34 protein-coding genes are annotated in these 25,873 nt (G+C 35.2%); 26 read left to right on the top strand and 8 right to left on the bottom strand.

Translation table 11 applies throughout. The annotated features are described in order from the left end of the window. Positions 1-4: 4 nt before the first annotated feature. Both ACK4R1_RS14045 and ACK4R1_RS14050 read right to left on the bottom strand, forming a co-directional pair. Entirely contained in the window at positions 5-928 is a 924-nt protein-coding gene (locus tag ACK4R1_RS14045) for an FAD:protein FMN transferase (protein ID WP_409688367.1), read from the bottom strand. A 9-nt stretch (positions 929-937) separates the two neighbouring features. Further along, complete coding sequence (locus ACK4R1_RS14050) at positions 938-1,369, bottom strand: thioredoxin family protein (protein ID WP_409688370.1); 432 nt, start codon at positions 1,367-1,369, stop codon at positions 938-940. 245 nt (positions 1,370-1,614) lie between these two features. On the opposite strand from ACK4R1_RS14050, the gene ACK4R1_RS14055 reads away from it, so the two are divergent. The 7 genes from ACK4R1_RS14055 (at position 1,615) to ACK4R1_RS14085 (ending at position 6,621) form a co-directional block, all read left to right on the top strand. Next, entirely contained in the window at positions 1,615-1,896 is a 282-nt protein-coding gene (locus ACK4R1_RS14055; protein ID WP_409688373.1) for a YtxH domain-containing protein, read from the top strand. A gap of 18 nt (positions 1,897-1,914) precedes the next feature. Further along, positions 1,915-2,268, top strand: a complete 354-nt coding sequence (locus tag ACK4R1_RS14060; RefSeq protein ID WP_409688376.1) for a hypothetical protein — start codon at positions 1,915-1,917, stop codon at positions 2,266-2,268. Beyond that, positions 2,265-2,657, top strand: a complete 393-nt coding sequence (locus ACK4R1_RS14065) for a hypothetical protein (RefSeq protein ID WP_409688378.1) — start codon at positions 2,265-2,267, stop codon at positions 2,655-2,657. Before ACK4R1_RS14060 ends, ACK4R1_RS14065 begins: the two co-directional genes overlap by 4 nt. A 7-nt stretch (positions 2,658-2,664) precedes the next feature. Further along, the gene (locus ACK4R1_RS14070; protein WP_409688381.1) at positions 2,665-3,579 is read left to right on the top strand and encodes a YihY/virulence factor BrkB family protein; all 915 of its coding nucleotides are present in this window, start codon (positions 2,665-2,667) and stop codon (positions 3,577-3,579) included. A 182-nt stretch (positions 3,580-3,761) separates the two neighbouring features. Further along, positions 3,762-4,556 (top strand): hypothetical protein, encoded by a 795-nt coding sequence (locus ACK4R1_RS14075; protein ID WP_409688383.1) that lies wholly within the window; start codon positions 3,762-3,764, stop codon positions 4,554-4,556. Between the two features lie 483 nt (positions 4,557-5,039). Further along, positions 5,040-5,639 (top strand): hypothetical protein, encoded by a 600-nt coding sequence (locus ACK4R1_RS14080; protein WP_409688386.1) that lies wholly within the window; start codon positions 5,040-5,042, stop codon positions 5,637-5,639. Between the two features lie 184 nt (positions 5,640-5,823). Further along, positions 5,824-6,621, top strand: coding sequence for a hypothetical protein (locus tag ACK4R1_RS14085; protein WP_409688389.1), 798 nt, complete (start codon positions 5,824-5,826; stop codon positions 6,619-6,621). Positions 6,622-6,952: 331 nt separating this feature from the next. On the opposite strand, the gene ACK4R1_RS14090 is transcribed toward ACK4R1_RS14085, so the two are convergent. Then, a complete protein-coding gene (locus tag ACK4R1_RS14090; protein ID WP_409688392.1) occupies positions 6,953-7,369 on the bottom strand; it encodes a hypothetical protein in 417 nt (138 codons plus the stop codon). A gap of 238 nt (positions 7,370-7,607) precedes the next feature. On the opposite strand from ACK4R1_RS14090, the gene ACK4R1_RS14095 reads away from it, so the two are divergent. From ACK4R1_RS14095 to ACK4R1_RS14185, 19 genes are all read left to right on the top strand, one after another. Next, positions 7,608-7,829, top strand: coding sequence for a hypothetical protein (locus ACK4R1_RS14095; RefSeq protein ID WP_409688394.1), 222 nt, complete (start codon positions 7,608-7,610; stop codon positions 7,827-7,829). Between the two features lie 55 nt (positions 7,830-7,884). Then, complete coding sequence (locus ACK4R1_RS14100) at positions 7,885-8,469, top strand: hypothetical protein (protein ID WP_409688397.1); 585 nt, start codon at positions 7,885-7,887, stop codon at positions 8,467-8,469. A 76-nt stretch (positions 8,470-8,545) separates the two neighbouring features. Then, on the top strand, positions 8,546-9,511 hold the full coding sequence (locus ACK4R1_RS14105) for a hypothetical protein (protein WP_409688400.1): 966 nt from the start codon (positions 8,546-8,548) through the stop codon (positions 9,509-9,511). 183 nt (positions 9,512-9,694) lie between these two features. After that, positions 9,695-11,425, top strand: a complete 1,731-nt coding sequence (locus ACK4R1_RS14110; RefSeq protein ID WP_409688403.1) for a sensor histidine kinase — start codon at positions 9,695-9,697, stop codon at positions 11,423-11,425. A gap of 34 nt (positions 11,426-11,459) precedes the next feature. Continuing rightward, entirely contained in the window at positions 11,460-12,098 is a 639-nt protein-coding gene (locus tag ACK4R1_RS14115; protein ID WP_409688405.1) for a response regulator transcription factor, read from the top strand. Between the two features lie 350 nt (positions 12,099-12,448). Then, positions 12,449-12,781: a DUF4870 domain-containing protein gene (locus tag ACK4R1_RS14120; RefSeq protein ID WP_409688408.1), complete on the top strand. Its 333-nt coding sequence runs from the start codon at positions 12,449-12,451 to the stop codon at positions 12,779-12,781. Between the two features lie 40 nt (positions 12,782-12,821). Next, positions 12,822-13,205 (top strand): hypothetical protein, encoded by a 384-nt coding sequence (locus ACK4R1_RS14125; protein WP_409688411.1) that lies wholly within the window; start codon positions 12,822-12,824, stop codon positions 13,203-13,205. Positions 13,206-13,353: 148 nt separating this feature from the next. Continuing rightward, the gene (locus tag ACK4R1_RS14130) at positions 13,354-13,770 is read left to right on the top strand and encodes a DUF5004 domain-containing protein (protein WP_409688414.1); all 417 of its coding nucleotides are present in this window, start codon (positions 13,354-13,356) and stop codon (positions 13,768-13,770) included. A gap of 2 nt (positions 13,771-13,772) precedes the next feature. Next, positions 13,773-14,168 (top strand): hypothetical protein, encoded by a 396-nt coding sequence (locus tag ACK4R1_RS14135; RefSeq protein ID WP_409688417.1) that lies wholly within the window; start codon positions 13,773-13,775, stop codon positions 14,166-14,168. 79 nt (positions 14,169-14,247) lie between these two features. Continuing rightward, a complete protein-coding gene (locus tag ACK4R1_RS14140; protein ID WP_409688420.1) occupies positions 14,248-15,096 on the top strand; it encodes a L,D-transpeptidase in 849 nt (282 codons plus the stop codon). A 199-nt stretch (positions 15,097-15,295) separates the two neighbouring features. Then, the gene (locus tag ACK4R1_RS14145; protein WP_409688423.1) at positions 15,296-15,778 is read left to right on the top strand and encodes a Crp/Fnr family transcriptional regulator; all 483 of its coding nucleotides are present in this window, start codon (positions 15,296-15,298) and stop codon (positions 15,776-15,778) included. Between the two features lie 78 nt (positions 15,779-15,856). Continuing rightward, on the top strand, positions 15,857-16,207 hold the full coding sequence (locus tag ACK4R1_RS14150; RefSeq protein WP_409688426.1) for a hypothetical protein: 351 nt from the start codon (positions 15,857-15,859) through the stop codon (positions 16,205-16,207). Between the two features lie 10 nt (positions 16,208-16,217). Further along, positions 16,218-16,634, top strand: coding sequence for a hypothetical protein (locus tag ACK4R1_RS14155; RefSeq protein WP_409688429.1), 417 nt, complete (start codon positions 16,218-16,220; stop codon positions 16,632-16,634). Between the two features lie 103 nt (positions 16,635-16,737). Then, a complete protein-coding gene (locus tag ACK4R1_RS14160) occupies positions 16,738-17,214 on the top strand; it encodes a response regulator transcription factor (protein ID WP_409688432.1) in 477 nt (158 codons plus the stop codon). An 80-nt stretch (positions 17,215-17,294) separates the two neighbouring features. Continuing rightward, complete coding sequence (locus ACK4R1_RS14165) at positions 17,295-17,828, top strand: DUF4199 domain-containing protein (protein ID WP_409688435.1); 534 nt, start codon at positions 17,295-17,297, stop codon at positions 17,826-17,828. Positions 17,829-17,913: 85 nt separating this feature from the next. Then, positions 17,914-18,306 carry a DUF1801 domain-containing protein gene (locus ACK4R1_RS14170; protein ID WP_409688438.1) on the top strand — a complete coding sequence of 131 codons (393 nt, stop codon included), beginning with the start codon at positions 17,914-17,916 and terminating at the stop codon, positions 18,304-18,306. Between the two features lie 53 nt (positions 18,307-18,359). Further along, positions 18,360-20,066 (top strand): WG repeat-containing protein, encoded by a 1,707-nt coding sequence (locus ACK4R1_RS14175; protein WP_409688441.1) that lies wholly within the window; start codon positions 18,360-18,362, stop codon positions 20,064-20,066. Positions 20,067-20,151: 85 nt separating this feature from the next. Then, positions 20,152-20,718, top strand: coding sequence for an NfeD family protein (locus ACK4R1_RS14180; protein WP_409688444.1), 567 nt, complete (start codon positions 20,152-20,154; stop codon positions 20,716-20,718). Between the two features lie 11 nt (positions 20,719-20,729). Further along, positions 20,730-22,256 carry a flotillin family protein gene (locus ACK4R1_RS14185; RefSeq protein WP_409688447.1) on the top strand — a complete coding sequence of 509 codons (1,527 nt, stop codon included), beginning with the start codon at positions 20,730-20,732 and terminating at the stop codon, positions 22,254-22,256. Positions 22,257-22,315: 59 nt separating this feature from the next. Here ACK4R1_RS14185 and ACK4R1_RS14190 read toward each other — a convergent pair whose 3' ends face one another. The 5 genes from ACK4R1_RS14190 to ACK4R1_RS14210 are packed head-to-tail and all read right to left on the bottom strand — an operon-like array spanning position 22,316 to position 25,864. Beyond that, a complete protein-coding gene (locus ACK4R1_RS14190; RefSeq protein WP_409688450.1) occupies positions 22,316-22,816 on the bottom strand; it encodes a 4'-phosphopantetheinyl transferase superfamily protein in 501 nt (166 codons plus the stop codon). Further along, positions 22,813-23,067 carry an acyl carrier protein gene (locus ACK4R1_RS14195; protein ID WP_409688453.1) on the bottom strand — a complete coding sequence of 85 codons (255 nt, stop codon included), beginning with the start codon at positions 23,065-23,067 and terminating at the stop codon, positions 22,813-22,815. The genes ACK4R1_RS14190 and ACK4R1_RS14195 overlap by 4 nt, the downstream gene beginning before the upstream one ends. Further along, the gene (locus ACK4R1_RS14200; RefSeq protein WP_409688456.1) at positions 23,060-24,337 is read right to left on the bottom strand and encodes a beta-ketoacyl-[acyl-carrier-protein] synthase family protein; all 1,278 of its coding nucleotides are present in this window, start codon (positions 24,335-24,337) and stop codon (positions 23,060-23,062) included. The genes ACK4R1_RS14195 and ACK4R1_RS14200 overlap by 8 nt, the downstream gene beginning before the upstream one ends. 42 nt (positions 24,338-24,379) lie before the next feature. Continuing rightward, positions 24,380-24,808: a 3-hydroxyacyl-ACP dehydratase FabZ family protein gene (locus ACK4R1_RS14205; protein ID WP_409688459.1), complete on the bottom strand. Its 429-nt coding sequence runs from the start codon at positions 24,806-24,808 to the stop codon at positions 24,380-24,382. Between the two features lie 3 nt (positions 24,809-24,811). Beyond that, positions 24,812-25,864 (bottom strand): type III polyketide synthase, encoded by a 1,053-nt coding sequence (locus ACK4R1_RS14210; protein ID WP_409688462.1) that lies wholly within the window; start codon positions 25,862-25,864, stop codon positions 24,812-24,814. Between the last annotated feature and the right edge of the window lie 9 nt (positions 25,865-25,873).

Below are 25,873 nucleotides of genomic sequence, written 5' to 3' on the forward strand. Positions count from 1 at the left end.
TTTTTCATTGTAAATTAATATTTTTAGAGGTGTATAATTTATTGTTATCGTCAATGATAATGCAATGCAAATCGGGTATTTGATTAATGAGAAACAAACCGGCATTGATACCCATAACCGATATAGGAGTCGCCATAGCATCGGCAAACTCTGCATTGTCACTAATAATTGTTACGCTTTTAATTCCTGTAATTGGCAGGCCTGTTTTCGGATCAATAGTGTGTGAATATTTCTTTCCACCTATCATCACATACTTTTCATAATTCCCGGAGGTCGCCACTGCTTTATTAGATATTTCCAAATAAGAAAAAGCTTCTTGCGGAAAATCAGGATTGGCTATTCCTATCGTCCATGGCTTTCCGTCGGGTTGTGAGCCCCATGCGGTTAAGTCGCCACTGGCATTAATAATACCACTTTTTATTCCGTTCTGGAGTAAAACTTTCTTTGCCATTTCGGCGGCATAACCTTTACCTATTCCACCAAAACCAATGCGCATTCCCTTTTCTTTTAAAAAAACAGTTCCGGCTTCTTTGTTGAGGACTATATTTCGGTAATCAATAAGATGTACTATCTTTTTGGCTTCTTCCAAACTAGGCAATTGTGTCATTTCCTTATCAAAATTCCACAAGCTTTTATCAATGCTACCATATGAAATATCAAATGCCCCTTGAGTAATTTTAGATATTCCGACACTTCTTTCAATTAAAGCAAAGACTTCATTATCAACAACAACCGGTTTAATCCCTGCATTGTCATTAATAAGATTAGTTTGACTATCAGGTTTATAAGTGGTAAATACTTGCTCTATTCTTTTCATTTCGGTTATCGCCAGATCAATATTGGCTTTGGCAACACGGGTGTTAGCTGCCACTACCGTAATAGCAAAATTGTTGCCCATCAGTTTAACTGACTCACTGTACTTCTTCATCAGCTTACATTATTTGTTGGCCTCACAAATGGCTTTGATTTGGGTAGTCCATTCCTCAGGAGAAACATCAGGTTTGCCTCGCCAAGTTTTGAGTACTTTACCCTCGGCGTTAAGTAATAAGGTAAAAGGAAAATTGCCTTCTTTATTATACAACTCGGCTAAGGCTTCATTACTTTTGATTATTTTAGGGTTTAAGCTGTTCTTTTTCTTCCTGGGAAAATCAGCATTAACCAAGACTAAGTTATCCTTTGCCATTTGGGTAAATGTTTCACTTTCCAAATACTCCTTGCGCAGCATAATACAAGGGCCACACCAGTCAGACCCCGAAAAGTTTAACAGAATTAATTGGTACTTTTCTTTGGCTGTTTTTTTGGCATTCTCAAAGCTAGGTTCCCATTGTATTGGAAGGGTAAAAAGCAGGAGTAACATAACTAATTTCATTGTATTGCTATTTAAAGTTCATGTATATAACAGCTACAAATGCTTTTACCCTTTCTTGTTTTATTAAGATTAGCTTAATTCCTTGTAAAACTTATAATTGACTAGCTATTCAATCCGAAAACAATGCCTCAAACATGTGAATCTTAAAAGATTATCCGAAAGTTTTGCAACAGTCAAAGCTCGAAATAGACTTAACTTTGTTAAACAATGCATTATAAATTAATAACCATTTAAATAAAAAAATTATGAGTACAGGAAAAGTAGTATTAGGAGCAGTGGCAGGTCTTGCCGTAGGTGCTATATTAGGAGTATTGTTTGCACCAGAAAAAGGTTCAGTAACCCGTAAACAAATTGCGGATAAAGGTCATGATTTAGCCGATGGCGTAAAATCAAAATACAAAGAATTTGCTGATTCTGTAGCAGAAAAATTTCAAAGTGTCAAACATGACGCACAGGAATTTGCTGAAAATGGAAAAGAAAAATATGAAGAAATTAAAAAAGATGCCGCTAACGCAATCCGATCATAAATCATAAACAAGCCAATTATGATTGACAATGCAACTCCCATAGAAACACTTTTTGAGCGCGCAAAAGATTATAGCAAATCTACCATCGAATTGTTTAAGCTTAATGCCATAGACAAGTCGGCAGATGTTGTCTCTTCACTTTTGGCTCGTCTTGCTGTTATTATGACAGTTGTATTGTCGGTCGTAATTATTAATATCGGGATATCCATCTGGGTAGGCAAACTCCTTGGCGAAGTATTCTACGGATTTTTAATCATTGGCGGGTTCTATGCCTTTATTGCCTTATTACTGCACATCTTTAGACACCAATGGATTAAACATCCTATCAGCAATTCGATTGTTAAAAAAATGATGAAAGAAAAAATGCCATGAAAACCAACAATGCAACCGAAGAATTAAACCAACTAATCCTTGTCGTTCAACAGCAAAATGAAAACGACTTGAGACTGCTTAAAGAACAATTTCAACTTACGTATGATAGTTTCAAACCTGTCAACATCCTTAAAAGTGTTTTTCGCAATATCACCACCACACCCGACATCAAAGACAATATGTTGAGCAGTGCTATTGGGCTAAGTTCCGGTATTATGGGCAAAAAACTTATAACAGGCAACTCAAGCAGCCCTGTTAGAAATGCAATAGGAACCGCAGTGCAATTTGCTGTGACCAATGTGGTTTCCAAATATACTTTAGGCGTTTCAGCCATAGCGAGCCATCTGTTTAAAAGCCTATTCAACAAAAAAAAGCAGCAAAAACTATAACAAAGAGATGACCACTCGTTTTAAAAATTTCTTTGCTATATTAAAATCTACCGCTAAAAAATGGTGGGACAGAGATCCGTTTAAAGAAAGCGCCGTCATAGCCTATTATGCTATTTTTGCCTTACCCGGATTATTGGTTGTCATCATTACCTTGGCAGGCTATTTTTTTGGACAAGAAGCTGTTAACGGACAAATCACAGGACAATTCACAGCTGTAATGGGTGCTGAAACTGCCCTGCAAATTCAAGATATTATTGCCAAAGCCACCCAATCAAGAAACTCGGTTTGGGCAACTATCATTGGAATCACAACTATACTGGTAGGTGCTACCGGTGTTTTTGTAGAGTTTCAAAAATCACTAAACAACATTTGGAACGTTCAAGCCGATGTTTCTAAATCGGGGATACTGAGCTTTCTTAAAACTAGATTATTTTCCTTCGGAGTAATCATTGCCATGGCTTTTATCCTTATACTATCATTAGTGATCTCTGCGGCGCTAGCTGCTTTGAGTAACTTGATAACCTATTACTTCTCTACCCTATTTTTGGTAGTACTTCAGTTCTTTAATTTCTTAGTCTCTTTAGGCATATTGGCTTTACTGTTTGCCATAATGTTCAAATACTTTCCCGATGCCAAAATAAAATGGAGACACGTTTGGGTAGGCTCATTCGTTACGGCTCTTTTGTTTGAAATAGGCAAGTTTGGTTTGGGTTTATACTTTGGTCAAGCCAATCCCGGCTCCGGTTATGGTGCTGCCGGTTCTATTATCTTAATCTTGCTTTGGGCTTCCTACTCGTCTATGATTGTCTTCTTCGGAGCCGAATTCACCCACATCTACGCTGAAGAAACAGATGGCAATGTTCCTCCCGACGAACATGCCGTTAAGGTGGTGGAAGTTAAAACAAAAGTGGTGAAAGAATGAGGAGTTTGGGTTCTAAGGCGCTGAGATGCTAGGGTCTTTAGTATAAAACCGAAACCATATAGTTATAATTTCACTCCAGTCATCTAACTTCTTGCTTCTGTTTTCTCCTATCTCTACTGTAACATTTCTGTTTCTTCTTCTACTAATCCCGAAAATCATCAACAATCAAAAATCACAATCACATGAAAAACTATCTTTCATTAGCAGCGCTATGCGTCATCGTTATGAGCTGCACTCCTTTCAAACCCGCTATTAGCAATACCGACATCAATACCCTAACCGAATATAAAGTGAAAGGCAGGCAAGGCATTCTAATCAATCAAAAGCTTAGTTTTGGCGAGTATAAAACTTCTAAAGTAAAACGCTCTTGGACCAAAGGCGGTAATACTCGTGTACCTGTATCTGTTTCACCTGTAGTTGATTTTCTTTATCCCGAGGTTCTTACTGTTGAAAACAGCAACCGCTACCAAACTTTTGGGTTTCAAATGCAAGATGGCTTGCAAAACTATACTGATGTTTATGCTGCTACCGACTTTGCTTCAGAACGCCTTTTAGTTGGCAACAACCCTAACAGCATTGTCAATATTATTAAAGATATTACCGGAAAAGGCATTGACCAATCGTATATGTTTTATGCCCAAGTATTTGTAAACCAAGACAACAAACCTTGGGAATTGGTACTTGACAATAGTGCCTCACAAAGAAATGCTAAAGAATATGTAGGCTACTTTGGCTATGACCAAACCCGATACTACACCTTAAAACCTATTACCGAGTTGCAAACCAGCAAAGGTCCAAAACCCATTTGGATGGGTGCTGTAGGCTTTGAGGTAAGCAACCCGGCCAACCAAACCGTTGCTGCTGTTTCGCTCATGGATAACGGACTGGTTTATCTTGCGGTTACCAACCCTGAAGAGCGTTTTTTATTGGCTAACCTTTGCGCAACATTGTTATTGCAGCAGGATATAGCGGAGTAAGCAGGTGAAAAAGAAAATAGAAATTAGAAAATAGAAAAAGAAACCGAAGATAAATTACTTGTTTTAAACAGATGAACTTATCCCTATTCTCTTTTCCTTCTTTTCTAATCATATATGTACTAAAATTTAAGTCTATAATAACTTTTTGTACTTTGTTAGGGTACCACAAGTATAAGGCTGATACGACGTTGGTATGACGTTAATACGACGTTAATACGACGCAGTAGATTTTTATGAGTGTTTTGACTGGCTCATGAGAATGTGTATAGAATTGTTAAACTGCTGAAGTTTTTAGTTCTGATTATACACAAAAAAATGGTGTTGGAAAACCATAGTGAATTTAGTATTTAATCAAAAAATATTTTTGTTGGTTGATGCAATAGAATGACATGGCATGGGTTTAAAATGTTTTTGGTATATTGGCTTAATAATATTTTATTATACTTATTAGAAAGTTATAAGCCATTTTAAATTCTGCATTTCATGAAATATATTTTAAAGTTCACTTTTTTGATTTTAATAGGTTGTGGAAATTCAGCTGACAAAAATGAACTGAATAAAAGTTTAGTTGTAACTGATAAAGATATTTATGAAGTTGTGAATTTTGTACTAAATGAACAAGATAAAGACTGGGCAAACACTGGAATAAAAAACAATCCATATAAATATATTATTGATAAAGATTCCGAAATTCATTTTGAGGAATGTGAGTTAACAAACGCAAAAAAAATAGACACTATTTTTACAAAAGAAGATTTAAAATTCATACAGCAACAAATTCAAAACAGAAAGGATTTTAAATTTAAAGGTAAATTCATAAAATCTAAAAAAGTTATCTCGGCAAACGTCATTCAAGAAATATTTAGAGAGATAGAGTATAATCCAAAAAAAGATTTTTATGAAATTTATAAAAAAGAATTTGGAAATGACCTTTATTCTTCAATAGGCTTACCAGTTTTTTCAAAAGACAAAAAAACAGTCTACGTTAAAGTTGAAAGACTAATGTTTGGAGGATTTTCAGCTATTTACAAAAAGGAGAATGACAAATGGAAGTTCCATTGTTATCTTTGTGCTTGGAGTTAAAAAACAGCGGCTAACAGCAGTCTGAATCAACTGCCAGTCTTAGGTTTATAACACGTTCTTCCAACCACGAACCTTTGTGGCAAAAAAGAGTTTTTATATTTAGAATCATCAGTAATAAATCGTCGTAACTTTAGTAATCTGCGACATGTTCAGCAATCATTTTCAGAACCAAACCATCTTAATTATGTCTTTTGGAGAAATCGTATTTTATTTAGCAATCACCGGAATTATTATTGTTATAATAAATAAATCGTTTTTTGGAAAATCTGATAGGGATTATAAAGTGTATCAAGAAAATTTAAAATCTAGATTGAACGACGATATGATTTATGATCCTGAAACTGGTGTAAAAATGACACTGGAACAAGCTGAAAAAGGAGCTTGGATTGAGAATGATAATTTATCTAGAATTAAATCTAAAGAAGAAATTGAAAAATATTTTGATGGCAGTGAAAGAGTTATTGAAGATATTGCAAATATTTTAAAAACTGAAGAATTTAAATCTATAAAACTTTCAAACAAACAGGTCGAAGTTTTAGAACTTACTCAAATATTATCAAAATATGATGACTGGAGTTATAGCAGTGCGTTTAAAATCAATGAAAATGATATTATTATATTCCCTGAGGTTCATATTCACAGTCGTGGAAAAGGGACAATAAGTTTTACAGGTAATCAAATTATGTTTTGGCTTAAAATCCATAATACTTTTGGGCATTATTTTTTAAGAGAAAAAGAAACTCACGAAAAAATATTTGATTTCTTTAGAAACGATGACGATTTTAAACTCAGTAATTTTGAAGTTTTTTCAATAGTTCAAAGCAAAAATATTCTATCAGTTCTCACCATTTTAGAACGATTTTCGCACTTAAAAAATATTGAGATTGAACTTCAAAATGATAATCTTTTCATAAAAACAACCAACGAACCTAGTATTTTAGAGTTCAATAGTTTATTTGATCTTATAAAAAGAGACTGCTAACAGCCATTTGCATCAACTGCCTGTCTTAGGTTTATACCATGTTTCACGAACCCCGAACCTTTGTGGCAAAAAGGAGTTTTGTATTTACTATTAATTATAAATATCGCAACTACCACAAGTAAAAAACATAGCAATCCTATAATAAGTACAACCCAAAACCATAAACACAACCGACAAATTTTTCTCCAATCCTTCTCACAACCGTCAATCGGTGAAAATCAGTCAAATCTATGCTATCCGTGTGCTAATCTTTACACATCAAACTCTTCACAAAAGAGTATCTTTTTTGCATTCCCTCAACCTCAACCTCAACCTCAACCTCAACCTTAACCTAATAATCCTTACTCCTTTCCCCTTGAATAAACATCTTCAAACTATTAAAGTGAATTGTAAACGGCACTGCCTTCCAATGCTTTTCCTCTTCGGTTTCCGGATTGGTGTATTGGTACCAAAGCGTATATGCTGCGTTGTCGAAACCTTTCTTAAAAATAGGCCTTCCGGCTTCATCACACTCAATGCCCCAAGTCACTGCTTTTTTAGGTTGTTCGTGCAATTGGTAAAAACCCGAACCGTTCCCGTTTAATTCGACCGTAGGTTCGGTTCCCTTAAAAAAATAAGTCCCAATTATCGGATAATCAATGTTAGTAGTAAGATAATGAATCCCATCTTTGGCCTCAATTTTAGTCTGCGCAAAAGTGCCAAATGCCAGAAGCAACAGCGTAACAAGGAGTAAATTATTTGACTTCATAAGTTTGAGTTTTACATTAAAATAAAAATAAAAACAATTCGAAGCCGTTCATCGAAGCCATACAATTAGTTATAAACAGTTTAAATGCACAAATGTTGATTTCTTAAGTGGCTAAACAAAAAGCAAAAATGATGTCAATTAAAATTTAGACCATTACCATCAATTCGTTAATAATAAAAAATATAGCTAACAAGTTCTATTTTTTAACTATCTTAGAAAAAACTTAAAAAACAAAAAGATGAACACAACAAAAATTATTGGAACCATATTAATCATACTTGGGATTGGTCTTGGCTACTTAGGCTTTAACAAAATATCTGAAAGCACTAATTCAGTCAATGTTTTAGGAGTAAAAATAGAAGCTTCAAACGAATCAGGAAAGCAAGAAGGTTACCTTTACATTGGGTTAGCTATAGTACTTTTTGTTGGTGGTGTTTACAGTTTAAACAGATCAAAATAGTGAAACAATTTAAGGTAAAAGAATCTTCTTATCTTTACGGTCAACACCATAACCTATGAAAAATTCACTTCCTTATTTTGTTTTGTTGCTCTCCATTTTGGTCTTTCAAAGTTGTAAAAAAACTGAAGAACCCGAAATTCCAGCAGAAGAAATTGTTGCAATCGATAGTCTTGTCACTGAAAAGCCCGGCGGATTATACGGAACCATTTACAGAAATATTTCCGAAGTGCCCGGATTGAATGACTACGAAAAGCAAAGAGGTGCTGTTATTGACAAAAACAAAGACAGCAACGGCGACTTTAAATATGGTTTGTCCCAATATGGCAATGACAAGAACTATGTGATTGTTTTAGAGGAATTGGTTAGAGAACCTAACAATCCGAAGTCAAAATACAAAATATTAGACACGCTGAATATCAACAAACTAAACATTGATGAGTTTATTACGTTTTATAACTGCAGACTAAATCAAGAAACCGATTCTGAAATTATAGCCATTGTTAAAAGCCAAGGTAATGATGGTATTGAATACTTTAACAACATCATCAAAGCATGGCGCGCCGACACCAAAACCCAAAGAATAGTGCCAATAAAAGATCTAAAAGGAATAGATTGCATCAATGAAGGCTATGGAATTTAATCAGGAAAATAATTGCTGTAAAATGAAATATTTGAAGAAATCCTTACTACTCCTACTTTTGTTTAATCATTTTTGGATGATATCCCAACCAAGGGAATTTTATTTCGATAAAAGCAAAATGGTGGGTTTTCCATCACTAGTTAAAAACATCAAGCCTTACTCGGCAGTAAATGAAGGGTTTGCGTTTTTTAGTTTTGACGAAAAACAATACAATGGTTTGTTTTACCGAAACTACATCCACGAAAGTGGTGCCACAAAAGCAGCTTGGTTTAGCAAAATGAACCTGGTATTTACGAAACCATTTATTATGAAATGGACTCAATTTCCCGGTTATCAAGTTACTATAAATCCTAACATTAAAGACAACCAATACAGTCAACACGGTTTAGCTATTACTAAAACCGACGAGAAAATAGTTAGTAATTTTCAAACTGATGCCGTCAAATTTAGTTTTCCAAAAGGCGCACTTATTCCGTTAAATGAAAAAGATTCGACTGCCTTGCTAATTAAAACTTCCTTTGGCATTGAGCACCATAACCAAAAAGGGTTTAAGGTAAAAGACATTACAGGTTTTGAAATGGCGCCTTTCATGATTAGCGGCACGCCTATTACCATAACCGGATTCAAGAATTGTACCTTTGACTTTGCTGTAAAAGAAGAGTATGACATTGTTTTTGAAAGCAACGATTTGGCTAATTTTATCAATACTTATTTCAAATTGGGTTACGGTAAAAAGCCAAGTGATTATGCCAATGCCTTGCAATTCTCCGGTGCCGATGCTTCTATAAAACTCAACGAAACAGTGTATAAAGGTCATTTGGCTGAGTTGTATTTTTCTGAAAACCTCACCGCCGGTGTTCTTGATATTACTGTAAAGAATAAAGATAAGTTTGCTAATGACGTAGCTTTCTTCTATAAAAACAAACCCAATCCACACATCAAAGCCAACTTTAAAGAGGTAAAAGGTGTTTATGGTTCAATGTATTACTGGATAAAACAAGATTATAAGTCAACTTCTCTTTATTTTTTTATGCTACGATAAATGCTTATTTAGTTCCTTATATTTGTCGAACTTATTCTACAATCAACATTCAAATGTATTACAGACAAATAACTGAAAGAGGTCTATTTTTGTCTAAGAATTAAATTAAAAAATTATTTTTGCCGCCCCAAGTCTTTAACATTTGTTTCAACCTACAACAAACAAATAGTAAAAAGCTCCATATTGAACTCAATCTATCTTAAAAAGCTAAAGTTTCAAGATCGAAAAGTTGTGCACTATACCTTGTTGGTGTGCATCATTCTTTTACAAATTCTTGCTATTCTCATTTGGTACAACGAAACGGCTAATGAAAACAAGATTAACCAGTCGTTTGATACAATAGACCAAGCTAGTCGGGTAAGTCAATTTACCGTTGGTATCAATAATGCCATTATCAAATCGCAGGAACATTTTAATAATTACATCACTAACAACGACCAATCATCGTTAAACAATTATTTAAGTTCATTAAAGGAAACCGGTGCGTTAGTTGACAGCCTTACTGCTGCTACAAAAAACCATGTGGAATTCAAAAACCTTTTGGCAAAGAAAAACAAAGCCGCTACCGAAATACTTTTGATAAAATCATCCATTGACTCTATCATTAACAGCCAACTTTATCCAAAACAGCATGAAGTAGCAGCACCTTATAAATTTGAAAGACTTAACTACAATAAAGTTTTGGACAGCGTTGATACTAATACTTCTATTAAAATTGACAGTGTTTCAAGAAAAGGATTGTTGACCCGTTTAGTGGACGCTTTTTCGGGGAAGATTGAAATTCAGAAAGAACAATTGAGTACAGTTGTCACCATGAAATACAAGGACAAAGTCATCACCGGAACGCTCGAAGAACAAATGAAGTATTTGATTTTGGCCACGAACAAATACTATACAGCAGAATTTAACAAATTAAAATCGGCGTTCTTAAACCTAAGAAAAAAAGACCTTGAACTAGTGAAATTCAATAGCGAATTACTTTTATTGAGTCAAGCTACTTTGCCCGATTTCACCAATGCCGCCAATGATTTAAAATGGAACAGCCAACAAAACTTAAAAAAGCAATTTGAAACCAACAAAGCCATTCGGAATTATTCGATAGTAGCGATTATTATTTTAATGTTTGTGGTATCACTTATTTTGTTCGGATTCACGCGTTTGGCATTTGAATATGAAAAAAGGTTGACTACTGCGCAGGAAAAAATCCGACAAAGCTTGAATTTTAAGAACAGAATCATGGGAATGATAAGCCATGAAATCCGTTCACCGCTGAGTTTGATTTCTATTTACAGTAAAAAAATAAGTACTTCAGTTAAAGATGAGGAAATTAAAGAAACTTTTAAATCAGTAGAATTTACCACGAATTCTTTGCTATTGATGTCCAATCAGATTTTGGAGTACTCAAAAGACGAAAATCACCAACCGGAATTAAAACACAAGCACTTTTTCTTAAAATCGGAAATCAGTCAAATCATGACAGCGATGACTTCCTTGGTTGAAAGCAAAGGCAACCAACTATCTTTAAATTCTGATTTGAAAACCGATTATGAAGTGTATTCCGATGCGACTAAGATTCACCAGCTTTTCTACAATATCATTGGCAACGCTAATAAATTTACTGATAAAGGACAAATCAAGGTAAACATTCAGGAAGACAATCTTTCAGATTATGAAGTGAATTTAAAAGTCACCATTGAAGATAACGGCATAGGTATTGCAGAAAGCGATTTAGAAAGTATTTTCGAATCCTATTACCAAGGAACTGTTTCTGCCAAAGTAAATGATTTAGGGGTTGGTTTAGGGTTAAATCTTTGCAAAGAAATCATCGAACTTTTTGAAGGAGAAATTAAAGTAGAAAGTAAAGTTGGCAAAGGAACTACAGTGATGTTTAATTTGATTTTAAGTAAGGCTTAGAAGGAATTATTTAATACGTAACGCAGAATTATAAATGAAACCAACACAGAATTATACCTTTTTAATTGCCGATGATCACAGCATTGTCAGACAAGGCGTTTCTTTATTGATTAAAGAGTTGTTTTTTAGTGCCAAAATTCATCAGGCAGGAAATTTCAAAGAAACACTGAAAGTGCTCAGAGAAACTCCAATCGATTTGTTGGTTCTCGACATTAATTTTCCTGATGGCAACAGCCTAAATATCATTGCAGACATTAAAGCCATTCAACCCGATTTAAAAATATTGATATTATCGGCCTATGACGAAGATATTTATGCGCTTCGTTATCTCAATGCCGGTGCGTCGGGCTACTTGAATAAAGGCAGCAATGAAGAAGAAATGAAGCAAGCTTTAAAAAGCATGATGCTATCAGGGAAATACATTACGCAAAACATTAAAGACCGAATTTTGGATTCCTATATTTCTAAAAAACCCATCAATCCTTTAGAACTTTTGTCAAATAGAGAAGTTGAAGTCGCCAGACTATTAATCAAAGGCTATGGCAATATGGAAATTGCAGAACAATTGCAAGTAAAGAAATCCACTGTAAGTACTTTTAAAAACAGAATATTTGAAAAATTGGAAATCAATAACTTAGCCGATTTGATAGATTTGTTCCAATTGTATAATTAAAAAGAACCTAATTTTTGATACCGAAAATTAATTTACTAATCTAACCCATTAGTACGAAAGGCAACCCCAAAAGGTTGCTTTTTTTTGTAGAAGCAATTCTACAAAAAACCCTTGTCAATTCTACAAATAACTCCTTTTTACTGTTTTAGTTTTGTTTCTGCGAAATCATGGATGGTATAGTAGTTAAACCATGATGTAGTAAGTAGTTTTAAACCATGATTGTGGGGAATCCTTAAAATCCCATTGGCGAGCCAAAATAGCTCACTCTATTTAGCCAGTGGGATTTAAAAGGGTTAACAAAGTGGAAAATAAACAAAAGCCAAATCTTCAAATTTTACGTATGTAGACCAATGATGCACAAAAAAACCATATCAGTAATCAGCTATATTACCTTAATCGGTTGGATTATTGCTTACAGAGCATATGAAAATGGCGCAAAATCTTCTTTGGCTAAATTCCATTTGGAACAGTCGTTTGGATTGGCTGTTATTGTGCTTGTTTCCAATATCATTATGATTATACCCGTTTTTTTTGACACGTTCTTCATCCTTTTATTAATTATCAACAACATGGGATTGGTTATACTTTGGATTGCCGGATTAATAAGTGCCTATCATGGTGTGAGACTGCCATTGCCATTTATTGGATCTTATTTCAAAGATAAGTTTCGATTTATCCAATAACAACCGTCCCATTTTTTTCAATAACTTAAGTCTCAAAATTATGATTGATCAAATTAACAAACTAATCGCCATTAACCTGTTTCTTCTTTTTACCTCTGAAAATGATTTGCTATCCTTAAAAGATTTTAAAAATGAACAAGGAAATCAACTTCCGGGCGCAAAAATGTTAGCCGAAATTATGGAACAAAAGCAATTGATAAAAAGCGTAACTGAAAATGAATTCAAATATGAATTAACAGAATTTGGAAAACAAATTGCTCAAAATGGTGGTTGGCTTGTTTATGTAGCAAATCAAAAAAAATCAAAAAAACACACTGAATTTGATAGATTCCCTAAAACTAAAACAAGAAAGCCGAGCATAGAATTAATCATTGCCGGTATAATCATTATCGCATTAAGCTGCTTGATTGTCTCTTGTATTTAAATCCTGTTTGCCTCATTATTAGAAACTATAAAAGCGCTGATTATATAAACAATCAGGGCTTTTTTAGCATAAGAATATGAGGTAAATATTTTTGGAGTCTAACATTTTTCAAGATTTCCCTATCTTAGCTATATCAAAATCATAATGCATGAAAACCCCATTCCTACTTTTAGTCTTTCTGTTTGTTTTTACAACAGCGCAAAGCCAAACCATTGATGAAGCGTTCATCACCGGAAAGTGGAAAGTCAAAAAAGCTACAGCACTAAAAGAGGGTGACAAACCCGAAACCAAAGAACTAGTTGCCGGATTTCAAAAAGCGACTTATACTTTCAATACCGACCACAGCTTTAATTTTGAAACCAAAAGTTCGGCTAAAATGATGGAACAACTCGAAAAATTGTTCAAAAACAACCAATGGATCTTTGATAAAAAGAAAAAGCAAATCAGAGTCGGGCTCAAAAAGGAAGGTTATGCTAACATGACTTTTTTGGTCAGCTTGAAAGAAAAGAAAATTATCTTTGTAATTGAAGACGCACAGATTGAAATGGTGATGAAAAAACAATAAAAATGAAACGTACACTTCTGATTTTGGTGATTTTTATAATGACTTCTTGTGGCTCGATGGACAAGAAAGACAGCATAGTGCGACGTCATGACTTTTTCAATCAGTTTTCAAAAACCGAATTAAAAGCAACCTCCAACTGGAAAATAGGTGATGATATTTTAATTCTGAGAAAAAACCATACATTCCGTTATTATTCAAAAGTAATGGGCATTATCAATTCAGGGTATTACTCAGGTACTTACAAAGTTTTTAATGATAGTATTTCCTTTGTCTTTCTAAAAAACCACAAACCAGCATTCTTTGAAAATGACACACTAACCTTTGGTATCAGTAATGATTTCAAGGTATTGAAAACCAAAAAAGGAAATTATATGATGGTATTAAAAGACAATCGCTAAAGTTGTTTCTAATAATCTCATAACATTTTTCAAAAATTATATAACACTTTACCTAAAAGATTAATTGAATTTTACAACTATGAAAAAGTATATCTTAGTTGTAATTTTCGGTCTATCATTGTTAGCTTGTAAACAAGAGCCAAAAACGGTTGTTGTCAAAAAAACAGCACCCGAAAGACACCAGCCAAAAAATGTAGCTTACCAATGGCAAAACGCCAAAGAATGGTTAGCCTCAACCACAGACAGTAGTGCAATTAGAATAGCATTAGCTGTTAATCGAACAGACAAAATCCATTTCGTCAAAATGGATTCGGTTATCGTTCCTACTGATTTTTCGGGTGATATTGAATATTATCTTCCCTTTCCATTTAAAGTCAAAGCTTTAGAAAACGTAAATAAGATTATATTCTTCTCTTATCCTTCGCAGACTTTTGCGACTTATGAAAATGGGGAACTGACCTACACCGGACCAACCAACATGGGTAGAAAAGCTGACCAAACACCAACCGGACTATTCTTCACCAACTGGAAAGCAGAAGAAACTACCAGTACTTTCAACGATGAATGGGATTTAAAATGGAATTTCAACATCGCCAATAAATTAGGTGTCGGATGGCATCAATATGAATTACCGGGTTATCCGGCCTCGCATTCTTGTTTGAGACTACAGGAAAAAGACGCTCGCTATCTTTATGAATGGGCAGACCAATGGATATTGTTAGACAACAATACAATTTCTGTTAAAGGAACGCCTGTTATTGTTTTTGGCGCTTATGATTTTGAAGCAGCCAAGCCTTGGTCACAACTGGTCGCAAATCCCAAAGCTCTAGACATATCCGAGGAAGAAATCACAAAACACGTTAGCCCTTTTTTAAAAACTATTATGACTGAACAACAAAAAAGAATCAAATACCAAGGAAAAAAATAAGTCCAAAATAAGATACCACAATTTCGAAAGAGGCATTCCGAAAGGGATGTCTTTTTTAATATGATAATATTTTACTTATTTTTGGATAAATAAACTTCATTTTTTCTTTTTAATGATTGAAATTTTACGTCAACATATTATAAATCGATTAGGGGAAAACACAAACCACTTGGATACTGTGCTCGATTGTTTCAAACCTATGCACGTTAAGAGAAATGAGTTTTTGGTTCGAAAAGGCGAAGTTTGTAAAACGGTCTATTTTATTGCCAAAGGTTGTTTGCAAGTTTTTGTATACGATAATGATATGAATGAAACTACCAGAGACATCGTCACCGAAGGCACTTGGTGTTCGGAATTGATTAGTTTTGGAAGCGGAACTCCGGCTACTGAAAATATCAGAACGGTAGAACCATGTGAACTATTAGCGATTGATAAAACTGATTTTCAAAACTTAATGCAAAACATTCCTGAGTTTAGCAAAGTGTACAAACAAATCTTAGAAACCTCCTACTCCAATTCAGTATACAGAATCAATACATTTGTGTCTCTTAATGCCTTGGAAAGAATCAAATGGCTCATGGAGAAAAGACCTTTGTTAATGAGCAGAGTATCGAGTAAACTAATTGCCTCTTATTTAGGCATTAATAAAGATGTCTTTAGCAGATTAAAAGCCAAACTGTAAAACATAGACTTTTGTCATCGTTCAACGAAATTTTAAAAGTGAATTTTGTTTCATTATTAATCATTAAAATTTCAAAGAATGAAAGAGTATCTATTATTGTTTAGAAATGCCAGTGCCGAAAACGGATATTTATCCACCGCAAAAGACATGGCAGAAGACATGCCTAAATGGCAAGCTTGGATTGGTCGTATTGCAATGTTGGGCAAATTGGTTCACACTGCTCCTATTGAATACCATGGAATTGTAATCAGCGACAGTACAAATCAAAATCCATATAAAGAAGCCAGCAGTGTCTTGGTTTCAGGATTTTTAATCTGTAAATCCGATCAACTTGAAGAGGTAAAAGAATGGAGCCATGCTTGCCCTATTTTAAAATATCCTAATAGCTCTGTTGAAATTCGTCCCTTAATTCCATTTCCCACAAACTAATCATAGCATCATGGATAAAATTTTAAACTTAGGAAAGTATCTTTTTCCTTTATCGTTCTTGTTGTATGTTGGACTTCATTTAGGAAAACCAGAAGTAGGTGCCGATTTTGTTCCGGACTATTTACCATTTCCCTTTTTCTGGAATTACTTTACGCTTCTTTGCCTACTTGCCTTTATCGTTAGTGCCGTAATAGGTAAATATGATAAGTTAGCTTATACGATAATGGCTTTATATGTTATACTAATGGCACTTTTGGTTCACTTACCTAGGGCTATGGGACAAGAAATAAATATTGATCATATGATGACCGATACAACAAGGGAAAAAGAATTGGAAATGGTAAACTTTTTCAGAAACATTATGATAGCAGGAGCATTACTGGGATTTGCAAAATTTGTAGCAAAAGACCAAAGAGTGGTTGGGTAAATTTTCAAGAAAATTAATCAAAATGAAGGCATTCCGAAAGGGATGCCTTTTTTTTATGCCCTAAAATTATTTTCCCTATTTTTGAGAAACCAATACCATCATTTTGATTAAACTAAAACCATACAAAGAAATCATCAGCTATGCTATAGCCATGGGTTTGTTACTTTTGTTATTGCGATGGTTGGAGTTTCGCTTTTTGATTTTAGAACATCAATATGAAATCTACATCGGAATAATCTCTGTGCTCTTTTTGTTTTTCGGTATTTGGCTGTCCAACAAAATCACCAAACCTAAAGTCAAAACCATAGTAGTCGAAAAAGAAATTCGCATACCCATAGAAAACTTCATTCTAAACGAAACCGAATTACAACAAAGAAACATCAGCAAACGAGAACTAGAAGTCTTAACGCTAATGGCAAAAGGAATGAGCAACCAAGAAATCGCCGAACAATTGTTTGTTTCACTCAATACCGTAAAGACTCATAGTGCTAAACTCTTTGAAAAATTGGAAGTAAAACGAAGAACCCAAGCCATAGAAACCGCCAAAAAATTGCAACTCTTGCCTCCTACTTTAGGATGATTTTTCAAAAATCACCCAAAAGGATGAGTGAAGAAACTTCACAAAAACTAACCTTTGCAACCTAATCAAAACTTAAAAAAATGAAAAAAATTATTATTACTAACGGACTTATCGCCGGTGCTATCGTAGCCGCTTTTATGGTGTATGGCACTATGCAAATGAACAAACCCGACTTTCAACCAAGCATGGTTCTGGGCTATGCCGGAATGCTTATTGCGTATGTCTTTGTCTTTTTAGGCATTAAAAATTACCGTGACAATCACAATAACGGTGTGATCACTTTTGGACAAGGTTTTAAAATTGGAATGCTTATTTCATTAATTGCTTCTACTATTTATGTCGGCGTGTGGTTAATTGAATATTACTGTTTCTTTCCCGATTTTATGGAAAAATTCACTGCGATGAGCATCAAAAATCTTGACAAAACCACCATGACGGCTGCTGAAATAAAAGCCAAAACCGATGAAATCAACATGTTTAAGGAATGGTATAAAAACCCGATTATGGTCATCTTACTGACTTATGCTGAAATATTGATTCCTATTGGAATATTGGTGCCAATTATCAGCGCCTTAATCTTAAAACGAAAAACAGCAACGACTGAGACAATATAGGTCTAGCCAATTTTTTAAAATCAAAATCATCCTCAAAACTTCTTGGGGATTTTTTTATATATTTATAAAACCAAAAATTCAAAACATGAATCCTGATATTCAAAACTACCATAACGCCCAAGAGCCGGAATACAAAGTCATTTGCGACAAACTAGCTGAAGTAATTCTTAAAAATTTACCCGAAGCCGAAAACAAAGTTTGGCACGCGCATCCCGTTTGGTTTTTAGATGGTAATCCGATTGTAGGTTATGACAAATTGAAAAATGGTTTACGCCTAATGTTTTGGAGTGGCGTTACCTTTGATGAAAAAGACTTAAAACCGGGAACCGGAAAGTTCAAAGATGCTTCAATCACCTATACTTCAATTGATCAGGTCAATGTTCAACATTTGGAACGTTGGCTTCAAAAAGCAAAAGACATTCAATGGGATTATAAAAACATTGTCAAAAGAAAAGGTGTTTTAGAACGATTGAAATAAAATGATTGGTATACCAATTGTCTCTACTATCTTTAAAAGAATTTTACCAAACTATGAAATTGAAATATACCTTCTTATGTCTTCTTTGTACTACAACGCTTTTGGCACAAAAAAAACTAAACTATAACCACAAAGGGGAATTGTCTAAGCAAGAGTATCAAAAACTATTAGCTGCCAAAAAGTACCAAGCGCTTTCTGCCTTTGATACAGTTTCAACTAAGCCCTTATTGGTCTACGCTATTTTTCTCAAAAACAACAAATTCGGTATTATCGATGATACTGCAAAAGAGATAACTCCGGCCATCTATGACGGTATTGAAGGGATGAATATTAGTTATACTACAGTAATGTTCGGATTTCATGAAAATTTTCCGGTCAAAATTGGCAAAAAATACGGTTTGATTTCCAATAAAGGAAAATCGATATTGCCGGTAGAATACGACTATATTTATTGTGAGCAAAAAAGAAGTGTAAAAAGAAAACACAAAAAAGAGGTTGTTATCGATTCTGTAGTGGTAGCGGATAAAGGAAATGAAAAATATTTTTTTTCACCACAAGGAAAATTACTAAAAAAAATTGTGGAAGAACCAAATCAAAGCCAAGAAACGGTAGAAGAATACAGAGAATATAACTATCCAAGTCGGGCTTATACAGAAAAAAATACAACCCCAAAAGAAACTACCTCACACGGCAATATCATCAAAAAATTAGACAATGGCTATGTCATCGTAGAAGCCAAGGTAGAAAACAAATATTATTATCAAGGTCTAGTTGAATTAGCCAGTAACAAGTTGGTTTTACCGGTTGTACACAGTTCATTAATTGTTAGTCAAAAAGACAGACTAATTGCCGTAAAAGACAAAAAATACAATCTTTACAACACAAAAGGCGAACTGATTTTAAAAGAAACTTATGAAGGTATTGAAAGCTTTAATAAAATTTACAGAATCAAAAAAGAAGGTAAAACGGCTATTTTTGACTTAGACTTGAACCAGAAAACCGATTTCATTTATGATTACTTCAGCTCTTCGGGACCTGATTTTATGGTGGCAAAAAAAGGAGAAGCCTATGGTGTAATTGACACTTACGGTAACGAAACAATCCCTTTTATTTATAATGGAATTGAAGCCTATTTTAACCGATACGGCTCTGGCATGGCATTTTTTAAAGTGATTAAAAGAAATAAACAAGGTATTATTTCTACCAAAGGCGAACCGCTGACTGAAATTATTTATGATGAAATCATCCCGGAGTGCACCATTGATGAACCTAGTTTCCATTCTGAACCTACTATGCCGATAGACCATGATTATGACGAGAAAAACAACCAATTTTTTATTATAAAAAAAGACAACTTATTTGGCTTATTAGATAATAGTTTCAAGCCCTTAATCCCTATTGAACACGATATATTAAAGAAAAGTTTTCATAAAGATTTTGTAATCACAGGAAAGAAAGCCACAAACCGTAATAGTCCAACCTTAAGTCTTTTAAAAATCAAAAACAATACTGCCATTCTTCCTTATGAATATGACTATTTTAAATATTTAGGTGGTACTTATTTTATGATTTACCAAAAATCATTGATGGGTGTTTGCGACTTTGAAGGAAAGCTGATTATTCCTATGGGCAATTGCAGAGATTTGTCTGATCGCTATTATTTCAACTATATTTATTATGGATTAAATAAAATTGATGGCAGAAAAAGCAATTATATCATAGATTATCAAGGCACTATGATTGATCTTTCAAATAAATAAGAGGAGTATACTTATTTATAAAACAGAATTTGTAACCTTTTAATAATTTGTGCGTATAATCAGCATAATCTCAAAAAAAACTTCCATGAACTTTTTAGAAAACTACGAACCCTTGCTTAGAGCTTTTTGGTACATTGCACTTCCGGTGAGTTTGTTTTTTGTATTGCAAACCATAATGACCTTTATGGGCGTTGGCGGTGAAGATATAGAAACCGAATTAGAAACCGAAGGTCACGACAGTACCGACGCACCTTTCGAATTATTCACCCTTAGAAACCTGATCAATTTCCTTTTAGGATTTAGCTGGACCGGAATTTCTTTCTACAATTCAATTGCGAATAAAACCATTTTAATTGTAGTAGCGGTTTTAGTTGGTGTTGCCTTTGTAGCCTTGTTCTTTTTTACTATCAAGCAAATGATGCGACTAAACGAAAACAATTCCTTCTCTTTAGACAAAACCATTAACCAAACCGGAACGGTGTACTTATCAATTCCTGAAAATAAATCAGGCAAAGGTAAAATCCAAATCAGTATTAACGGTTCTTTTCACGAGTTAGATGCCTTAACTGAAAATGACCGCATCGAAACCGGAACCATGGTTAAAGTAATCAAAGTAGAAAACAACGCAGTCCTTATTGTAGAAAAAATCTAATCCTTTTATATATGTCACAAATCATTATTATTGTTGTCTTAGTTGTAGTGCTTTTTGTAACCATTACAACCTTAATTTCTCGTTACAAACGTTGTCCTTCCGACAAAATATTAGTCATCTATGGTAAAACCGGCGGTACTTCTGCCAAATGTGTTCACGGTGGTGGTTCATTTATTTGGCCGGTGATTCAGGACTATGCTTTCTTAGATTTAAAACCCATTTCTATTGAAGCCAACTTAACCAATGCGCTGTCCAGACAAAACATCCGTGTTGATGTTCCGTGTCGATTTACGATTGCTATTTCAACCGAAACCGATAGTATGAATACGGCTGCCGAGCGTTTGTTAGGATTAGCACCGGAACAAATTCAGGAATTAGCCAAAGACATCCTTTTTGGACAATTGCGTTTGGTGATTGCAACCATGACTATTGAAGAAATCAACTCTGACCGTGATAAATTCTTGGATAACATTTCTAAAAACGTCGATTCTGAATTGAAAAAAATCGGTTTGAAATTGATTAACGTAAACGTAACCGACATCAAAGACGAATCAGGTTATATCGAAGCACTTGGTAAAGAAGCTGCTGCTAAAGCTATCAACGAAGCTAAAATTTCCGTTGCCGAGCAAGAAAAAATCGGGGAAACCGGTAAAGCGATGGCCGATAGAGAAAAAGACGTTCAAATTGCGGAAACCCACAGAGATCGTGATGTTAAAATTGCGATTACCAATAAAGACCGTGAAGTAAGTATTGCGTCTGCTTTTAAAGATGAAAGTATTGGTAAGGCTGAAGCCGAAAGAGATACGCGTGTAGCGACTTCCGAAGCCAATGCCATCGCCATTCAAGGAGAAAACGAAGCCAAAATTGCCATTGCACAATCTGAAGCAGCGCGTCGTGAAAAAGAAGCCGAAGCTTTGCGTATTGCCTTAGCGTCTGAAAAAGTACAACAAGCCAAAGCGTTAGAAGAATCTTATTTGGCCGAACAAAAAGCAGAAGATGCGCGTGCCGATAGAGAACGTGCTACGCAAAATGCCAACATTGTAATTCCGGCCGAGATTGCCAAGCAAAAAGCCATCATCGATGCGCAAGCAGAAGCCGAAAGAATTCGTGAACAAGCCAAAGGTGAAGCCGACGCGATTTTCGCCAAAATGGAAGCCGAAGCTAAAGGTTTATACGAAATCTTAACCAAGCAAGCCGAAGGTTACAAAGAAGTAGTAGAAGCTGCCGGTGGCGATCCAACGAAAGCATTCCAATTATTGTTGATTGAAAAATTACCGGAATTGGTTAAAACCCAAGTGGAAGCCGTTAAAAATATCAAAATTGATAAAATTACCGTTTGGGATTCAGGCAATAATGGCGACAACGGAAACGGTTCTACCGCCAATTTTGTTTCGGGCATGATGAAAACCGTTCCGCCATTGAATGACTTATTTAACATGGCCGGATTGAATCTTCCTAATTATTTAAAAGGAGAAGATATGGTTGAAGTAAAGCCTGTAGTGGATGAAAAACCAAAACCAGATACTGAAGAAAAATAATAATCTATAATTCTCCTAGTAAAAAACGCCGGTTCAATTGAATCGGCGTTTTGTTTTTTTTATAGAAAACTAAACTGATTTTCAATCTTTTTCAAATAAGCAATTCGGGCAAATCTACCATGATGTGTGATGGATGCCGGATGCAATTTGCCTTCTATAAAATCAAACCAATTGGGAATACCGTTTTTCTTGTGAACCGCATCCCGACTTTCCAAATGCTGAATCGCTTCAAATTTGTCTCTTGAGGTAACTGCTATGGTGTAAATAAAATCGGGACTGATTTGTGTTTCGGTGTAATAATGATTCGTTCCAAAAATGACTTCATCCCCTTCACAAACAAACCGTTTCGGATTAAAAAATCGTTCGCCACTTTGACGATTATAGATTTTATACGCTGCCTCTTTCCTACTCCATAAAGTCCAAACCATCGCTTCAGGATTTTCAGCAGACAGAATAAGTTCTTGTTCTGCAGCAGTGAAAAGTTTGTCTAAAAAACCTCTGCGTTGCCAATTACTGTCTTTTTTGGCTTTCGCCAAATCTACGATGTCGTTCCCAATCATTTTTCGGCTAGTTTGGTTTCAATAATTTCAATCGTTGCTTTGATACTGATCATTTTTTCCATCGCCAGATTATCAATATCAATCCCGAAAACATCTTCAACATCCAAAACGATATCGACCAAGTTTGCTGAATTGATTTGTAAATCGGTAATAAAATCGGTGTCTTCCGTCAGATTATCAAACGCTTCCTGATTGTTTACAAAAGGCTTTACAATATTTTTTAATCTTTCGATGATTTCTTCTTTAGTCATAGTGGTATTTTTTAAACAGTACACAGGCGTTTACATCGCCAAAACCAAAACTCGCTTTGGCTATTATATTCAATTCTTTTTTAATCAGTTGTTGCGGAATGCGGCTTTCGCCAATAATAGCCGTAATTTCAGGAAGCAAATCTTCACAGTTGCTATTCGGGAAAATAAAACCGTGGTGCAATTGCAAGACCGAAGCGACACTTTCCACACTTCCTGAAGCCGACAAGCAATGCCCAACCATTGATTTCAACGAATTGATGTATGGAAAATAATCTCCGCTTAACTGCAAAGCTTCACTCCAATTTTGAATTTCCAAACCGTCTTTGGCAGTTGCAGTCAAATGTCCGTTAATGGAATCAATTTCAACAGCTTTTACACCAGAATTTTTCAAAGCTTCAGCAATACACCTTTTTACCGCTGTGGCATTCGGAGCAGTCATCGTTCCACCACCGCGTTGTCCGCCCGAATTAATGTTCCCACCCAAAACTTCAGCGTAAATCTTAGCACCTCGAGCTAAAGCACTTTCCAAATCTTCTAAAACCAAAGCTCCGGCACCGCTTCCGGGAACAAATCCTGAGGCTGAAGCCGACATTGGTCTCGAACCTTTTTCGGGCATATCGTTGTGTTTAAAGGTACAAACTTTCATGGCATCAAATCCACCCCAAATATAAGGTCCGGAATCGCTGGTACTTCCAGCTAAAATGCGTTTGACTTGGCCTGTCTTTATTCGTTCATAAGCCATCAAAATACTTTCAGTTCCTGTTGTGCAGGCGGATGAATTGGTTGTGACTTGATTGCCTAAACCCAATTTCCCACCGAGATAAGCACTTACGCCACTATTCATGGTTTGCGCTACGGCTGTACTGCCTAATCTTCTGGTTTGTAACTCATCAATCTTATAAATGCTTTCACGAAATTTATCAATCCCCGAAGTTCCGGTTCCGAAAATCGTGCCGCTGTCCCAATCGGGTTCGTCGTTGATTTCCATAGACAAACCGGCGTCTTTCCAAGCGTCAATTCCGGCGATAACTCCATATAATATACCGGACGAATTGAAATTACGAAGTTCTAATTCTGTGAAATATTGTAATGAAAGTTCAGTAGAGATTTCGGGTTTTCCGGCGATTTGACAAGAGAATTGCAAGCGTTCCAACTCAGCATCATGTTTAATTCCCGAAATTCCGTTTTGAATCGCATGAGTAAACGCGGGAAGTCCAACTCCGTTTGGAGCGACTATGCCTAGACCGGTGATTACGACTCTTTTGTTCATGGTTAAATTAATTTCAATGGCAATTTCAATAGCAATGAAAAACTATTTAATAATGCCTGCTATTTTGCCTTGGCAGACTAGTTCCTTTTTTTCGTTTAGCATTCTTACTTCGCATTTTAATTTGCCGAAACGGAAATAGATTCTCTTTGAAATGACCGTTACTTTCTCATTGGGATAAACCGGTTTTAAAAAATCTATTTCACTTGAAGTTAAGGCGATTATGCCATCTTTAGTAAATTCATTATTCAATAAATAAATTCCCAAACACACTACGCCAAGTTGTGCCATGACTTCGGTTAAAATCACGCCGGGTGTTACCGGATTGTCTTTGAAATGACCTTTGTAAAAATCTAAATTTTCGTCAAACGTATAACTTCCTTCTACTCCATTTTCATCAATATGAATAATATCATCCACAAATAAAAACGGTTTAGCGTAGGGCAAGCTCGATAGGATTTCTTCTTTCGTCATACTTTAAAATGCTAATAAAATGCGTTGCGCCGAAAATCCGGGACCGAAACTCAGCATAAGTCCTTTTTCTCCTTTTGCAGGTTGGTTGTTCATAATTCGTTCTAAAACGTATAACACCGTTGCGCTCGACATGTTGCCGTATAATCGCAACACTTCTTTGGTATCGTCTATATTTTTACCTAAATCCCCGAATAAATCTTCCACCGTTTGCACTATCTTTTTGCCACCGGGATGAAAGATTAAATGGTCGATGTCTTTTATTTTTAAATTGTTTTTAGCCAAAAAAGGATGAATGATATCCGGAAAATGAGCCGAAATTGTTTCAGGCACTTCGATATCTAACACCATTTGTAAACCCATATTAGTGAGTTTAAAACCCATCATGTGGATATTGTCATAGAAATGATACATCGATTCATCAAGGATTTCCGGGCCTTCATCTTCTTCGTGTGATGACAGTAGCACACAAGCCGCGCCGTCTCCAAAAATTGCGGCACTAACTACATTTGCCATAGAATAATCATTGAGCTGAAAAGTCGCGGTTGGACTTTCAACTGCAATTACGGCTGCTCTTTTCCCCGGATTGGCTTTGAGGAATTCTTTGGCATAAATCATTCCCGAGATTCCGGCAGCGCAACCCATTTCGGTTACGGGTAAACGCACGATGTCTTGGCGTAATTTTACTTGATTAATCAAATAAGCATCTAGTGATGGAATCATGATTCCGGTGCAACTGACCGTGATGATATAATCTAAATCAGTTGGTTGCCAATTGGCTTTTGCTAAGGCGCTGACCAAAACTTTTTCGCCTAAATCAATCACTTCTCGAACGTAAATATTGTTTCTCGATTCGAAAGACGTATTGGTAAAAACTTCAATCGGATCCATGATAGAATAGCGTTTGTCGACCATGGCGCCTTCGAATATCTTTTTCACTTTTCGGATAAAGCGCTCGTCCTGACCAAAAAGCCAAGCGTCAAGATACGGCAGAATTTCGGCTGTCGTTCTTGAAAATTTCGGCAATTCTTTGGCGACTGTTTTGATTTTTACACTCATTATTTTAGG

Origin of the sequence: Flavobacterium sp. (assembly GCF_046293665.1) — a bacterium.
GTDB lineage: Bacteria > Bacteroidota > Bacteroidia > Flavobacteriales > Flavobacteriaceae > Flavobacterium.

What these genes read in the sequence shown, in the direction of transcription:
- ACK4R1_RS14140 (WP_409688420.1), top strand. Translation starts at nt 14,248, where the DNA reads ATGAAAAAGTATATCTTAGTTGTAATTTTCGGTCTATCATTGTTAGCT.
- ACK4R1_RS14195 (WP_409688453.1), bottom strand. Translation starts at nt 23,067, where the DNA reads ATGACTAAAGAAGAAATCATCGAAAGATTAAAAAATATTGTAAAGCCT.
- ACK4R1_RS14125 (WP_409688411.1), top strand. Translation starts at nt 12,822, where the DNA reads ATGATTGATCAAATTAACAAACTAATCGCCATTAACCTGTTTCTTCTT.
- ACK4R1_RS14100 (WP_409688397.1), top strand. Translation starts at nt 7,885, where the DNA reads ATGAAAAATTCACTTCCTTATTTTGTTTTGTTGCTCTCCATTTTGGTC.
- ACK4R1_RS14080 (WP_409688386.1), top strand. Translation starts at nt 5,040, where the DNA reads ATGAAATATATTTTAAAGTTCACTTTTTTGATTTTAATAGGTTGTGGA.
- ACK4R1_RS14200 (WP_409688456.1), bottom strand. Translation starts at nt 24,337, where the DNA reads ATGAACAAAAGAGTCGTAATCACCGGTCTAGGCATAGTCGCTCCAAAC.
- ACK4R1_RS14090 (WP_409688392.1), bottom strand. Translation starts at nt 7,369, where the DNA reads ATGAAGTCAAATAATTTACTCCTTGTTACGCTGTTGCTTCTGGCATTT.
- ACK4R1_RS14135 (WP_409688417.1), top strand. Translation starts at nt 13,773, where the DNA reads ATGAAACGTACACTTCTGATTTTGGTGATTTTTATAATGACTTCTTGT.
- ACK4R1_RS14050 (WP_409688370.1), bottom strand. Translation starts at nt 1,369, where the DNA reads ATGAAATTAGTTATGTTACTCCTGCTTTTTACCCTTCCAATACAATGG.
- ACK4R1_RS14105 (WP_409688400.1), top strand. Translation starts at nt 8,546, where the DNA reads ATGATATCCCAACCAAGGGAATTTTATTTCGATAAAAGCAAAATGGTG.
- ACK4R1_RS14065 (WP_409688378.1), top strand. Translation starts at nt 2,265, where the DNA reads ATGAAAACCAACAATGCAACCGAAGAATTAAACCAACTAATCCTTGTC.
- ACK4R1_RS14165 (WP_409688435.1), top strand. Translation starts at nt 17,295, where the DNA reads ATGAAAAAAATTATTATTACTAACGGACTTATCGCCGGTGCTATCGTA.
- ACK4R1_RS14210 (WP_409688462.1), bottom strand. Translation starts at nt 25,864, where the DNA reads ATGAGTGTAAAAATCAAAACAGTCGCCAAAGAATTGCCGAAATTTTCA.
- ACK4R1_RS14085 (WP_409688389.1), top strand. Translation starts at nt 5,824, where the DNA reads ATGTCTTTTGGAGAAATCGTATTTTATTTAGCAATCACCGGAATTATT.
- ACK4R1_RS14055 (WP_409688373.1), top strand. Translation starts at nt 1,615, where the DNA reads ATGAGTACAGGAAAAGTAGTATTAGGAGCAGTGGCAGGTCTTGCCGTA.
- ACK4R1_RS14175 (WP_409688441.1), top strand. Translation starts at nt 18,360, where the DNA reads ATGAAATTGAAATATACCTTCTTATGTCTTCTTTGTACTACAACGCTT.
- ACK4R1_RS14180 (WP_409688444.1), top strand. Translation starts at nt 20,152, where the DNA reads ATGAACTTTTTAGAAAACTACGAACCCTTGCTTAGAGCTTTTTGGTAC.
- ACK4R1_RS14070 (WP_409688381.1), top strand. Translation starts at nt 2,665, where the DNA reads ATGACCACTCGTTTTAAAAATTTCTTTGCTATATTAAAATCTACCGCT.
- ACK4R1_RS14060 (WP_409688376.1), top strand. Translation starts at nt 1,915, where the DNA reads ATGATTGACAATGCAACTCCCATAGAAACACTTTTTGAGCGCGCAAAA.
- ACK4R1_RS14045 (WP_409688367.1), bottom strand. Translation starts at nt 928, where the DNA reads ATGAAGAAGTACAGTGAGTCAGTTAAACTGATGGGCAACAATTTTGCT.
- ACK4R1_RS14150 (WP_409688426.1), top strand. Translation starts at nt 15,857, where the DNA reads ATGAAAGAGTATCTATTATTGTTTAGAAATGCCAGTGCCGAAAACGGA.
- ACK4R1_RS14075 (WP_409688383.1), top strand. Translation starts at nt 3,762, where the DNA reads ATGAAAAACTATCTTTCATTAGCAGCGCTATGCGTCATCGTTATGAGC.
- ACK4R1_RS14130 (WP_409688414.1), top strand. Translation starts at nt 13,354, where the DNA reads ATGAAAACCCCATTCCTACTTTTAGTCTTTCTGTTTGTTTTTACAACA.
- ACK4R1_RS14145 (WP_409688423.1), top strand. Translation starts at nt 15,296, where the DNA reads ATGCACGTTAAGAGAAATGAGTTTTTGGTTCGAAAAGGCGAAGTTTGT.
- ACK4R1_RS14095 (WP_409688394.1), top strand. Translation starts at nt 7,608, where the DNA reads ATGAACACAACAAAAATTATTGGAACCATATTAATCATACTTGGGATT.
- ACK4R1_RS14120 (WP_409688408.1), top strand. Translation starts at nt 12,449, where the DNA reads ATGATGCACAAAAAAACCATATCAGTAATCAGCTATATTACCTTAATC.
- ACK4R1_RS14115 (WP_409688405.1), top strand. Translation starts at nt 11,460, where the DNA reads ATGAAACCAACACAGAATTATACCTTTTTAATTGCCGATGATCACAGC.
- ACK4R1_RS14190 (WP_409688450.1), bottom strand. Translation starts at nt 22,816, where the DNA reads ATGATTGGGAACGACATCGTAGATTTGGCGAAAGCCAAAAAAGACAGT.
- ACK4R1_RS14155 (WP_409688429.1), top strand. Translation starts at nt 16,218, where the DNA reads ATGGATAAAATTTTAAACTTAGGAAAGTATCTTTTTCCTTTATCGTTC.
- ACK4R1_RS14185 (WP_409688447.1), top strand. Translation starts at nt 20,730, where the DNA reads ATGTCACAAATCATTATTATTGTTGTCTTAGTTGTAGTGCTTTTTGTA.
- ACK4R1_RS14170 (WP_409688438.1), top strand. Translation starts at nt 17,914, where the DNA reads ATGAATCCTGATATTCAAAACTACCATAACGCCCAAGAGCCGGAATAC.
- ACK4R1_RS14205 (WP_409688459.1), bottom strand. Translation starts at nt 24,808, where the DNA reads ATGACGAAAGAAGAAATCCTATCGAGCTTGCCCTACGCTAAACCGTTT.